7 protein-coding genes are annotated in these 13,275 nt (G+C 71.7%); 6 read left to right on the forward strand and 1 reads right to left on the reverse strand.

Annotated elements, in window-relative coordinates; genetic code table 11:
- Window positions 1-30: 30 nt before the first annotated feature.
- From ACH4EW_RS01310 to ACH4EW_RS01330, 5 genes are all read left to right on the forward strand, one after another.
- Complete coding sequence (locus ACH4EW_RS01310) at window positions 31-1,917, forward strand: protein kinase (RefSeq protein WP_398249885.1); 1,887 nt, start codon at window positions 31-33, stop codon at window positions 1,915-1,917.
- A gap of 181 nt (window positions 1,918-2,098) precedes the next feature.
- A complete protein-coding gene (locus ACH4EW_RS01315; RefSeq protein ID WP_398249887.1) occupies window positions 2,099-4,870 on the forward strand; it encodes a serine/threonine protein kinase in 2,772 nt (923 codons plus the stop codon).
- A gap of 130 nt (window positions 4,871-5,000) precedes the next feature.
- The gene (locus tag ACH4EW_RS01320; protein WP_398249888.1) at window positions 5,001-6,710 is read left to right on the forward strand and encodes a serine/threonine-protein kinase; all 1,710 of its coding nucleotides are present in this window, start codon (window positions 5,001-5,003) and stop codon (window positions 6,708-6,710) included.
- A 130-nt stretch (window positions 6,711-6,840) separates the two neighbouring features.
- The gene (locus tag ACH4EW_RS01325; RefSeq protein WP_398249890.1) at window positions 6,841-8,469 is read left to right on the forward strand and encodes a succinic semialdehyde dehydrogenase; all 1,629 of its coding nucleotides are present in this window, start codon (window positions 6,841-6,843) and stop codon (window positions 8,467-8,469) included.
- Window positions 8,470-8,540: 71 nt separating this feature from the next.
- Window positions 8,541-10,382, forward strand: coding sequence for a GMC oxidoreductase (locus tag ACH4EW_RS01330; protein ID WP_398249892.1), 1,842 nt, complete (start codon window positions 8,541-8,543; stop codon window positions 10,380-10,382).
- 517 nt (window positions 10,383-10,899) lie between these two features.
- Here ACH4EW_RS01330 and ACH4EW_RS01335 read toward each other — a convergent pair.
- On the reverse strand, window positions 10,900-11,232 hold the full coding sequence (locus ACH4EW_RS01335) for a chorismate mutase (protein WP_398249894.1): 333 nt from the start codon (window positions 11,230-11,232) through the stop codon (window positions 10,900-10,902).
- A gap of 365 nt (window positions 11,233-11,597) precedes the next feature.
- On the opposite strand from ACH4EW_RS01335, the gene guaA reads away from it, so the two are divergent.
- Entirely contained in the window at window positions 11,598-13,193 is a 1,596-nt protein-coding gene (gene guaA / locus ACH4EW_RS01340) for a glutamine-hydrolyzing GMP synthase (RefSeq protein WP_398249896.1), read from the forward strand.
- The last annotated feature ends 82 nt before the right edge of the window (window positions 13,194-13,275 follow it).

Genomic DNA, 13,275 nt, shown 5'->3' on the forward strand with positions numbered 1-13,275 from the left:
GCCAGGGCGGGTTGATCGCAGAGGGGACGCATGTCGGAGGCGGAGCAGGCACGGGAGCCCCAACGGGACAAGGACGGACGTCTCCTTGCGGGGCGGTACCGGCTCGGAGAGGTGCTCGGCCGGGGCGGTATGGGCACGGTCTGGCGTGCCGTCGACGAGACGCTGGGCCGCGCGGTCGCGGTCAAGGAACTGCGGTTCCCCTCGGCCATCGACGAGGACGAGAAGCGCCGGCTCATCACGCGCACGCTGCGTGAGGCGAAGGCGATCGCCAGGATCCGCAACAACGGCGCGGTGACGGTCTACGACGTGGTCGACGAGGACGACCGGCCGTGGATCGTGATGGAACTGATCGAGGGCAAGTCCCTTGCCGAGGCCATCCGCGAGGACGGGGTGCTGACGCCGAAGCGCGCCGCCGAGGTCGGCCTCGCCATCCTCGACGTCCTGCAATCGGCGCACCGCGAGGGCATCCTGCACCGCGATGTGAAGCCGTCCAACGTGCTGATCGCCGAGGACGGCCGGGTGGTGCTGACCGACTTCGGCATCGCGCAGGTCGAGGGCGACCCGTCGGTCACCTCGACGGGCATGCTCGTCGGCGCCCCCTCGTACATCTCCCCGGAGCGCGCCCGCGGGCACAAGCCGGGACCGCCCGCCGACCTGTGGTCGCTCGGCGGACTGCTGTACGCCAGCGTCGAGGGCTCCCCGCCGTACGACAAGGGGTCGGCCATCGCCACCCTGACCGCGGTGATGACCGAACCGCTCGACCCGCCGAAGAACGCCGGTCCGCTGGAGGAGGTCATCTACGGCCTGCTCGCCAAGGACCCCGATCAGCGGCTCGACGACGCCGGCGCGCGTGCCCTGCTCAACGACGTGATTCACGCTCCCGAGAGCGCGGACCCGGTGGTGCCCCCGCCCGCCGAGGCCACCCGGATCATGTCGCTGCCCGGCAAGGCCGCCGCAGCCTCGACCACTGCGCCGCACCCTTCGCCGACACCTCCGTCGGCGCGCCCTTCGAAGCCTGCCCGGCCCTCGGCTCCGGCGAAGCCGGCCGCGGCCTCCGCCGCCGTACCGCCGCCGCGTCCCGCCACGTCGCCGACCACCGCCCCGCCCCGTGCGTCCGTCACGGACGTGGTGCCACGCCGCACCCTCGCGCTTGCCGCAGTCGTGATCGTGCTCGCCGTGGTCGTTACGGTCCTCGCCCTCACGCTCGACGGAGACAGCAAGGACGACGCGAGCGGCGGCAACGGCAAGGGCGACAAGTCCACCTCGGCCGAGGCCTCGACGACCGGCGGATCCGCGGACACCCACACCGACAGCGGCAGCGGCAGCGACAAGGTCCAGGGTCAGAGTCAGGGCCAGGGCCAGGGCAAGGATCAGGGCCAGGGCCAGGGCAAGGGCGACGACTCGGGCAAGGGGTCGGACGGTTCCAAGGGGGACGACCCGGGCGCCAAGGGTGACGCGCTGCCCGCCGGATACGGGGCCATCACGAACAAGCAGTTCCACTTCACCATGGCGATGCCCGAGGACTTCCGGCTCACCGACACGGCCGGCCGCAACTCCGGCGGCATCTTCAACGTCGACGGGGGCTTCCCGCGCGTCCAGGTCGACTACAACGCCTCGCCCGGCGACGACGCCGCCGCAGCCTGGAACGCCGCGAAGGGAGGCGTCGAGGCCAGCAGCAACAACTACCGCCACCTCGGGGTGGACGAGGTCCAGTACAACGGCTACCCGACCGTCGCCGACTGGCAGTTCGAGCGCACCCAGCAGGGTCAGCGGATCCGGGTGCTGAACCGGGGCTTCAAGGTCGATGCCACCCACGGCTACGCGATCATGATCAGCTGCAAGGCGAGCGAGTGGGACGGCAAGGAGTGCCGGACGCTGCGCGAGACCGCGTTCGACACGTTCGAGCCCACCGACTGATCCGTGGGTGAGAGGGCCAGGATGAGCCGACCCTGCCGCGCCGCCGTCACTTGCCACGTATCGTGAGAGCCTTAGGGCCGTACGCAGCCGGAACGGTGAGTCAATTGCACGGCAAGTGACCGCAATTAACGGATTTGTGCGGTCTTCATGGCCGGGGGACAGCGCGCTCTGGGGAGGCGTCGTGGACGACTACGCGGGTCGGGTGCTCGCCGACCGCTACCGCCTTCCGCTGCTCCCGTCCGATGAGTACGAACTGGCCGAGACCCGGGCGTTCGACACCTACAGCGGACAGGAAGTCCTGGTCCGGCAGGTGCCGTTGCCCGAGGTGGTGGACGCCGAGGTGCTCGACTCCGACGGTCCGGCCCCGGCGGCCCGCCGGGCGACCGGGCACGCCGTGCGGCGGTCCACGGACCCGGCGGTCCGGCGCGCCATCGAGGCTGCGCAGGCGGCGGCCCAGGTCCCCGACCACCCCAGGCTCGACCAGGTCTTCGACGTGTTCGCCGAGGCCGGCTCACTCTGGATCGTGAGCGAACTCGTCACGGCCCGACCACTCGCGGCCCTGCTCGCGGAGCGCCCGCTCAATCCCTTCCGGGCCGCCGAGATCGGCTCCGACGTGCTGACGGCGCTGCGGGTGCTGCACGTTCACGGCTGGACCCACCGCAACATCACCGTGCGCACGGTGATGGTCTGCGACGACGGCCGTGTCGTGCTGACCGGTCTGGCGGCAGGGGCGGCCGAGGAGGCGCTCTGCGGATACGTACCGACGCCGCAGCCCGACGACGACGGCGGGTACGGCGACGGGTACGGCGCCCGCCCGGCGTACGAGACGGGCCCGACCGGGCCGTACGCACCTCCGGTCCCCCCGGCCCTCCCTCCCGAGGCCCCGCCCGGTACTTCGGTCGAGGTGCCCGCTTCGCGTGGCCCGGCGGCGGTCGAAACGGGCCGGACGACCGGTGCTGCGCCCGGCGACGACGATCCGTACGCCGACGATCCGCACCCCGACGACGGGTGTGCCGATGACCCCCATGACGGTGTGCCGGGCGAGCCGGAGGCCGTACGGCGGCCGGTGAACCCCGCCCTCCCTGCGCCCGCCCCCGGAACGGGCAGCACCGCGCAATTGCGGGCCGAGCGCGCCGGAGCCATCGCCGCCTACCGCGCGGGCGCCCTCGCCGCCGCCCGCGTCGGCGAGGACCAGCGCCGGGCCGGGTCGGGCGAGGCGGAGGACACCCGCAGCATCCCGGTCCAGCGCGCCGCGCGGCCGGAAGGCGCGGAGCCCGGTGATCCGGACCGCGGCCACCCGCAGCCGGCCGGCTCATGGAGCCGGGCCGTCGAGGACCTGTACGAGGACGACCCGTACGACGACGAGGACGACGAGGGCTACGGAGGCGACGGCCAGTCGCCGCCCGGCCGACGGCTGCATCTCACCGGCACCTGGAGCGACGGCCCGGGATCCGGGCGCCCGGTTCCTGCCGGAGGCTCGGGCGAGGACGCACTGCGCGCCGACGCCCGCCGTCACGGCAACTCCCCGGCGCTGCCCGCGCACCGGCCCGAGCCGCAGCAACAGCCGGGCCGCTGGGACGAGATCGTCGCGAGCAGCGGCACGGGCCCCGCCTACCGCGGCCCCGCCACCACCCTCGCGGCCGAGCGCGCCCGGCAGGCCCGGATCGCCGTCGTCGGCGCGGTCACCGAACGCTGGGCGCCCGAGCAGGGCGGCCCGGTCCACGAGAACTGGCAGCTGGCGCCGCCGGTCGGCCCCGCCACCGACCTCTGGGCGCTGGGCGCACTGCTCTACCGCGCCGTTCAGGGACACGCCCCGTACCCCGAGGAGGATGCGGCCGAGCTCGTCCAGATGGTGTGCGGGGAGCCGCCCGCCTTCGCCGAGGAGTGCGGTCCGCTGCGCCCCGTCGTCGAGTCGCTGCTGCGCCAGGACCCCACCGAGCGGCCGGACGCCGAGGAGCTGCAGGGCTGGCTGCGCTCCCTCGTACGATCGGCGCCCGAGCCCGAGGCCGGTCTGGACGTCGTGCCACTGCCGTCCCCCGACAGCGCCCGGCTGCCCGTCGTACGCCGCCGGGGCGAGCTGGTCCGCAGGCGCCGAAGCCGCATGGGCCAGGGCGCGGCCCACGGCCGCCACCGCCACTCGAAGCAGCGGCCCGACCGCCACGACAGGCCCCGGGCGGAAAGAGCACCCAGGGCACCGCGCGAGCCCAAGGGCCCCAAAGCGCTGCGCACCCCGCCCAGCCCCCTGCAGGGCGAAAAGCGGGCGCCGCGACGGCTCGGGCGGCTGCTTCTGGTGCTGATCCTGCTGGCCCTGGTCGCGGCCGTCGCGTACGCCGTGATGTTCATGCCCAAGGCGGACAGCGACCCCGGCACCCGCTCCTCGGGCCCGGCGTCCTCGACGTCCGGTTCGCCCGAGCCCGGCGCCGGCGCGTCCGGCGGGCGCTCGCCCTCGCAGCCGTCCGGTGCGCAGCAGCCGCAGACCAGCCGCTCCGCCGTCGCGCTCGCCCCCGGCTACGCCCTGCGCAAGGACCCGGAGGGTTTCGAGGTCGGTGTGCTCAAGGGCTGGCAGCGCAGCCCCGCCAACACGGACCGTCAGATCCGGTACGGCAGTGACGGGTTCAGCCTGCTGATCGTCCCCGGTCGCGACACGGTCAAGGCCCATGGCGGCGATCCGCTGGCGTACCAGGCGGACAAGGAGCTGGAGTTGCAGCCGTTCCGCGAATCCAGCTGGTCGGGTTCGAGCGGGCTGCGCCGGATCGATGTCGGCCGGCAGGCCATGGCCGAGGGCCAGTTCACCTGGCAGGACGCCAACGGCCGCGAGGTGTACGCCCGCAACCTCGCGATGATTGTCGACGGCCGCTACCACGTCCTCCAGGTCATCGGCCCGGAGAGCAGCCGTGACAAGGTTTCGGACATCTACGAACAAGCCATCGCTTCCTACCGCGTGACGTCCTGAACAGTGTCTGCGCGTCACCCGAAGGGTGGCCGAGCGACAAGCATCACAGTGGGCTCTCTTGGGTGATGCGAGGTTCCGTGGCCTGCATCCCCTCCGTAATCTGGCCTCCGAAGGAACGGGGCGGGGATACGTGGAACGATCACAGGGCACGGACGCTGGACTGGTGCTGGCCGGAAGGTACCGGCTCGGCGAAGTCCTGGGGCGCGGCGGCATGGGCAAGGTCTGGCGCGCCCACGACGAGCTGCTGCACCGCACGGTCGCGGTCAAGGAGTTGACCGCGGGGCTGTACGTCGCCGAGGCCGACCGGATCGTGCTGCACGCCCGCACGCAGAAGGAGGCCCGTGCGGCGGCCCGGATCACGCACCCGGGCGTGGTCACGGTCCATGACGTGATCGAGTACGACAACCGGCCGTGGATCGTCATGCAGTACGTCGACGGCCCGTCACTCGCCGACGCGGCCAAGGAGTCCGGCGAGATCGAGCCGCGTGAGGCTGCCAGGGTCGGCCTCCATGTGCTGGGCGCCCTGCGCGCCGCGCACGGCGCGGGGGTCCTCCACCGGGACGTGAAGCCCGGCAACGTACTCCTGGCCAGTGACGGGCGGGTGCTGCTCACCGACTTCGGGATCGCGGCGATAGAGGGTGACTCGACCATCACCAGGACCGGTGAACTGGTCGGCTCCATCGACTATCTGGCGCCCGAACGGGTACGCGGTGGCGATCCGGGCCCCGCGTCCGACCTGTGGTCCCTCGGCGCCACGCTCTACACCGCGGTCGAGGGGCGCTCGCCGTTCCGCCGTACGTCCCCGATCTCCACCATGCAGGCCGTCGTCACCGAGGAACCGCCGCCGCCCGGGCGGGCGGGCCCGCTGGCCCCCGTCATCACCGCGCTGCTCCGCAAGGACCCCGAGGACCGGCCGTCGGCGGTGGAGGCGGAACGGATGCTGCTGGACGCCATGGAGGGCCGCGAGCCCCGGGCAGCGCAGGCGTACGTACCGACGCAGCGCGTCCCCGACGAAGCCCTGCGCACGCTGGGCCAGGACGGCACGTCCGGGACGGGTGCGGCGGGTACCGCCCAACCGTCCCACCCGGACGGCGGTGCCGCAGCGGGTACGTCGCAACCGTCCCACCCGGACGCCGGTTCGGCCGCGGGCTCCGTGCCGCCCCCGGTGACCCGGCGCAGCCGGGGCCGATGGCACACGACGGTCCTGGTCATCGCCGCGGCCGCGCTGGTCGGTGGCGGTGCGGGGGTCGCCGTGATGAAGTACGGCGAGCGTGTGCAGGGTGCTGTCGAGCGCGGCGGCACGGGCACGCATGAGACCGGCACCCCGGAGAAGCCCGGCCCTTCGCACTCGCCGAAGCCCAGCCCCCCGGCCAAGGGCGTACCCGCCGGCTGGCACCGGGTGAACGACCCCGAGGGCTTCAGCCTGATCGTGCCCGACGGCTGGGAGCGACGGGCGGACGGCAACCAGGTCGACTACACCCCGGACAACGGTGTGCACTACATCCGGATCGGCGTCGACCCGGCGCCCGACTTCGAGAACCCGTACATGCACATGCTCAGCCTGGAGGAGCAGCTCAGCAAGCGACTGCCCGGGTACCAGCGCAAGACCCTGCACTCCAATACATACCGGGACCGGCAGGGCTCGCTCTGGGAGTTCACCTGGACCGAGACCAAGGCCCACCCCGGACCGCGCCATGCGATCGACCAGATGTACTACGGGGAGGCGGGCGGCCCCGAGTACGCGTTGTACATGACGGGTCCGGCGTCGGACTGGGACACGACCCGGGAGCAGTTCGACACGATGCTGCGCGGGTGGCGTGCGCCGGGTGATGCCGGCTGAGGCTGCCGGCGACCACAGGGGGCCTGATCAGGGGCTTTGTTGCCAGTAGTCACTGGCGTGTTTGTGGGGAGTGTGAAAACCCGTTACTCACGGGTACCCAAAGCGTGCGGCTGGACGTACGCTCGCCATCATGACGGACTCGCAGGCCTCCACGTCCACCCCCGCAGCCCCGGCAGGCACCAACCCCGTGGCCGCAGCCCCCACGGGCGCGCGCACCGCCGCCGATGTGGTGACACCCGAGGTGATCGCCCAGCTGACCCGCGGTGTGGCCGGTTCCGGCCGTACGGCCAACCACACCCCTTTCACCGGGGAGAAGCTGGCCGATCTGCCCGAGTCCACCCCCGAGGACGTGGCGGCGGCCTTCGAGCGGGCCCGTGCCGCCCAGCCGGCCTGGGCCGCGACCCCCGTCCGCGCCAGGGCGGCCGTCCTGCTCCGCTTCCACGACCTCGTGCTCAGCCGCCAGGCCGAGGTGCTCGACCTCATCCAGCTGGAGACCGGCAAGGCCCGACTGCATGCCCACGAGGAGGTGCAGGCCGTCGCCGTCGTGGCCCGTCACTTCGGGCACAAGGCCGCCGCCTATCTGAAGCCGAAGCGGCACGCCGGAGCCATACCGACCCTCACCAAGGTCACCGAGCTGCGCCAGCCGCGTGGCGTCGTCGGTCAGATCGCGCCGTGGAACTACCCGCTGGAGCTGTCCGTCGGTGACGCGCTGCCCGCGTTCGTCTCCGGCAACGCCGTCGTGATGAAGCCCGACACGGAGACCGCGCTGACCGCTCTGTGGGCCCGGGACCTGCTGATCGAGGCCGGGCTGCCCGCCGAGGTGTTCCAGGTGGTCCTCGGCGACGGACCGGTCGTCGGCCCCGAGGTCGTCAAGCATGCCGACTATGTCTCGTTCACCGGCTCCACGCGCACCGGCCGCCAGGTCGCGCAGGGTGCGGCGGCCCGGCTCGTCGGCGTCACGCTGGAACTCGGCGGCAAGAACGCCATGCTGGTCCTCAAGGACGCCGACGTGGAGAAGGCCGCGGCGGGCGCCGTCCGCGCCTGCTTCTCCTCGGCCGGCCAGCTCTGCATGTCCATCGAGCGGCTGTACGTCCACGAGTCGGTCGCCGACGACTTCGTGGCCCGCTTCGCCGCCCGTACGAAGGCCATGCGGCTCGGCAACTTCCTCGCGTACGGCGCCGACATGGGCTCCCTGGTCGGCGAGCGCCAGCTGGAGGCCGTCACCCGGCATGTCGCGGAGGCCGTCGAGAAGGGCGCGACGCTCGTCGCGGGCGGGGTCGCCCGTCCCGACGTCGGCCCGCTCTTCTACGAGCCGACCATCCTCGACGGCGTCGAGGCGCCGATGGCCGTCTGCAACGAGGAGACCTTCGGGCCGGTCGTCTCCATCTACCGCTTCGCCGACGAGGGCGAGGCCGTCGCCCTCGCCAACGCCACCCCGTACGGGCTGAATTCGAGCGTCTGGACCCGGGACTCCAAGCGCGGTCACCAGGTCGCCGCCCGGCTGCGGACCGGCACGGTCAACATCAACGAGGGGTACGCCTCCGCGTACGGCAGTGTGCAGTCCCCGATGGGCGGCATGAAGGAGTCCGGTCTCGGCCGGCGGCACGGCTCCGAGGGCATCCTCAAGTTCACCGAGGCGCAGACCATTGCCCAGCAGCGGCTGATTCCGATCGCTCCCTCCTTCGGTATGGACGACGAGAAGTACGCGGCGTTCATGACCCGGAGCCTGAAGGTGATGAAGGCGTTCCGCCTGCGCTGAATCCCCTGAGGGCTGTCCCGACCGGCACTGGCACCGCAGTACCTTCTGCCCTTTTCGTACCGAGGAGAGCCATGTCCCAGGGCGGCCCTGCCCAGAATCAGGCCGAACCGGCCCGCGATACCGACGACGACGCCGCGTACGACTACGACGTCCTGGTCGTCGGCTCGGGCTTCGGCGGCGCGGTGTCGGCCCTGCGGCTGACCGAGAAGGGGTACCGGGTCGGGGTCCTGGAGGCGGGCCGCCGTTTCGGCCCCGGCACCCTCCCCAGGAATTCCTGGGACATCAAGAACTACCTCTGGGCCCCCGCACTCGGGCTCTACGGCATCCAGCGCGTGCATCTGCTCGGCAATGTGATGGTGCTGGCCGGTGCGGGTGTCGGCGGCGGCTCGCTCAACTACGCCAACACGCTGTACGTACCCCCGGCGCCCTTCTTCGAGGACCGTCAGTGGGCGTCCATCACCGACTGGCAGGACGAGCTGAAGCCGTACTACGACCAGGCCAAGCGGATGCTCGGGGTCCGGCTCAACCCGACAATGACCCCTTCCGACGTCCACCTGAAGGCGGCCGCGCAGGCCATGGGCGTGGGCGACACCTTCCATCTCGCGCCGGTCGGCGTCTTCTTCGGTGACGGAAAGGACGCCGACGGTACGGAGAGGGTGAAGCCCGGCGGCACGGTCGCCGACCCGTACTTCGGCGGCGCGGGCCCCGCCCGCAAGGCCTGCACCGAGTGCGGCGAATGCATGACGGGCTGCCGCCACGGCGCGAAGAACACCCTCAACGAGAACTACCTCCACCTCGCCGAGAAGGCCGGAGCCGTCATCCACCCGATGACCTCCGTCGTCGCGATCACGGACGACCCGGAGGGCGGCTACCGCGTCAGCACCGTCCCGACCGACCGCCGCAAGAAGGCGGAACCCACGCGGCTGCGCGCCCGCCAGGTGGTCGTCGCTGCGGGCACGTACGGAACGCAGACCCTGTTGCACACCATGAAGGACCGGGGACTGCTGCCCCGGCTCTCGGACCGGCTCGGTGAGCTGACCCGCACCAACTCCGAGGCACTCGTCGGCTCGCAGACCAGCGACCGGCGCTACCGCAAGAAGCACGGCAGCGTGAAAGCCGACTTCACCCGGGGCGTCGCGATCACCTCCTCGGTCCACCCCGACGAGAACACCCACATCGAGCCGGTTCGTTACGGCAAGGGCTCCAACGCGATGGGGGCGATGTCGATCCTCCAGGTGCCGTACGGCCGCCGCCGGGTGCTGGGCTGGCTCGGCAACGTGGCCAAGCACCCGGTGCTCGCCGTGCGGTCGCTCTCCAACCGCCGCTGGTCGGAGCGGACCATCATCGGGCTCGTCATGCAGTCGCTGGACAACTCCCTGACGACATACCGCAAGCCGGGCGGCATGGGGAAGGGCCTGCTCACCGCCCGTCAGGGGCACGGCGCGCCCAACCCGACGCAGATCGAGGAGGCGACGCGCAGCGCCTCACTGCTCGCCGACGAGATCAACGGCTTCGCTGGATCGAACGTCGGCGAGCTGATGGGCACCCCGCTCACCGCGCACTTCCTCGGCGGCTGCCCGATCGGCGCGAGTGCCGAGGACGGGGTGATCGATCCGTACCACCGGCTCTACGGACACCCCGGCATCTCGGTGGTCGACGGCTCGGCGGTCTCCGCGAACCTCGGCGTCAACCCGTCGCTCACCATCACCGCACAGGCCGAGCGCGCGATGTCCTTCTGGCCCAACAAGGGCGAGGCGGACCCGCGTCCGGAGCAGGGGGAGGCGTACGAGCGGCTGGCTGCGGTCGAGCCGCAGGCACCGGCGGTGCCGAAGGAGGCGTTCGGTGCGCTGAGGCTGCCGTTCCTCGGACTGCCGACCGTCCCGCCGAAGAAGAAGCCCCAGCTCGGGCTTTAGACCGGTCGCCAAGAAACAAGGCCCCGTCGTCGGTCCGCCGTGGCGAGCCGGGACAGCAGAAGGGGCTGCACCCCCCGAGTGCAGCCCCTCCGCGCTTACGGCTTCCGGGACGGACCTGCCGTGCCGGAGCACGGGCGGGTCCGGTGGTTCCGCATGGTTGACCCGTGGCCCGCGGCAATGGTTGTCCGGACCCCGGCACCGAGCCGGACGGCCCCGTCCCGCGGGGACCGTTTCAACCGGATACGGTCGGCTCCGGGCGTCCCCGGAGCCGACCGTTCTTGGGGTGACCGGGCTGCTGTCCCCTGCCGGCCGGTCACGCACGCTGGGGCGTGGTCCCACGGCGTACCTGCAGTACGCCACACGCTCCAGCGGAGCCACGCGTGGTTTCTTCCCAAAGCCGCCCCTGGCTGGCACGGACAACGGGACCAACGAAGTCGCGGCGGACCCGGTCACGCGCCGTACGGGTGAGAGTCGGCCCGAACTGGGATACGCCCGGACACCCCCTGCCCGCGAGGTGTCAGGCCCGGCCGCGGCAGAGCTCCAGCAACGTCATGGCGAGGGAGGTGCCGGGCTTGCCGAGCGCGTCCCGGTACTGGCCGAGGATCTCCATCTCGCGCGAGAGGTTGATCCGGCGGCCGCCGGAGGTGATCCGGGCCTCCTGGATGACCGCAGAGATGGCCATCCGCTCCTGGACGAGCCCGATGATCCGGTCGTCGAGGGCGTCGATGCGAGACCTTGCGTTGTCGATCAGCGCTGCGGCCTCATCGGTGTGCGCGCCGGTCTTCTCGGCGGCGCTCTTCGCCGTGTCGCTCTTCGTGGTGCTGCTCTTCACAGGGCTGGTGCTGGTCATGGTGGTGACTCCTCGTGGGGTGCGGCCCCCCGATCCGACCGGTCCGGAACGCCAGAACGCCCCGGGCCTTTCGGCCCGGGGCGCCTGGAACGTTGCTTGTCAGTGGATCAAGCAGCACGACCATGGCAGCCGGCGGGCCGGATGCCATAGGTAAAGACGAAGGTCGTGTGCTGTCGCATGGAACTCAGTATGGCCCCGCCCGTGAGGGCGGGCCAACACGGGGCCCGGATGCTGAGACACCGCCCACCCGGCACCGGCCCGGGGCCTGCGCTTCCCGCAGCCCCGTCCGGGCGTGACGACGGCCGCTTCCGCAACCCCGGTAGAATCGACAAAACCGACCCCCCTTCACCGCCGGAAGGCCGCCCGTGCCAGCAGCACCCCCCGCCGCCCCCGACACCGCCACCGACGTGGTCCTCGTTGTCGACTTCGGGGCGCAGTACGCCCAGCTCATCGCCCGACGCGTCCGTGAGGCCCGGGTCTACAGCGAGATCGTCCCGTCCACGATGCCGGTGACCGAGATGCTGGCCAAGAACCCCCGGGCGATCATCCTCTCCGGCGGCCCCTCCTCGGTGTACGCAGAGGGTGCGCCCTCCCTCGACCGTGCAATCTTCGAGGCCGGGGTTCCCGTCTTCGGCATGTGCTACGGCTTCCAGCTGATGGCCACCACGCTCGGCGGCACCGTCGACGACAACGGTGCCCGTGAGTACGGCCGCACCCCGCTCACCGTCACCAAGACCGGCTCCACGCTCTTCGAGGGCACCCCCGCCGAGCAGTCGGTCTGGATGTCGCACGGCGACGCCTGCTCCGCCGCACCCGAGGGCTTCACCGTCACCGCGTCCACGGACGTCGTACCGGTCGCCGCCTTCGAGAACGACGAGAAGAAGCTCTACGGCGTCCAGTACCACCCCGAGGTCCTGCACTCCACGCACGGTCAGCAGGTCCTGGAGCACTTCCTCTACCGCGGCGCGGGCATCGAGCCGACCTGGACCACGACCAATGTGGTCGAGGAGCAGATCGCGCTGATCCGCGAGCAGGTCGGTACCAAGCGCGCCATCTGCGGCCTGTCCGGCGGTGTGGACTCCGCAGTCGCCGCAGCCCTCGTGCAGAAGGCCATCGGCTCCCAGCTGACCTGCGTGTACGTCGACCACGGTCTGATGCGCAAGGGCGAGAGCGAGCAGGTCGAGAAGGACTTCGTCGCCTCCACCGGCGTCCAGCTGAAGGTCGTCGACGCCGAGCAGCGCTTCCTCGACGCGCTGGCCGGGGTCTCCGACCCCGAGCAGAAGCGGAAGATCATCGGCCGCGAGTTCATCCGTGTCTTCGAGCAGGCCCAGGCCGAGCTCGTCGCCGAGGCGGGCGCGGCCGGCGAGGACGTCGCGTTCCTCGTCCAGGGCACGCTCTACCCGGACGTCGTCGAGTCCGGCGGCGGCACCGGCACCGCCAACATCAAGTCCCACCACAATGTCGGCGGTCTCCCCGACGACATCGAGTTCCAGCTCGTCGAGCCGCTGCGCCAGCTGTTCAAGGACGAGGTCCGGATGGTCGGCCAGGAGCTCGGCCTGCCCGACGAGATCGTCCAGCGCCAGCCGTTCCCCGGCCCCGGCCTCGGCATCCGTATCGTCGGCGAGGTCACCAAGGAGCGGCTCGACCTGCTGCGCGAGGCCGACGCCATCGCCCGCGAGGAGCTGACCGCGGCCGGTCTGGACCGCGACATCTGGCAGTGCCCGGTGGTCCTGCTCGCCGATGTCCGCTCGGTCGGCGTCCAGGGCGACGGCCGTACCTACGGCCACCCGATCGTGCTGCGCCCGGTCTCCTCCGAGGACGCCATGACGGCCGACTGGTCGCGTCTGCCGTACGAGACGCTCGCCAGGATCTCGACCCGCATCACCAACGAGGTCGCCGACGTCAACCGCGTCGTGCTCGACGTGACGAGCAAGCCGCCGGGCACCATCGAGTGGGAGTAGCCCTCCCCGCAGGTGCCATGCCGATGCCGCCGCTCATTCGTTTGAGTGGCGGCATTGCCGTATCCGCTGGGTACGCTGGCTC

It is taken from the genome of Streptomyces sp. NPDC018000 (assembly GCF_044328025.1).
Lineage (GTDB): Bacteria > Actinomycetota > Actinomycetes > Streptomycetales > Streptomycetaceae > Streptomyces.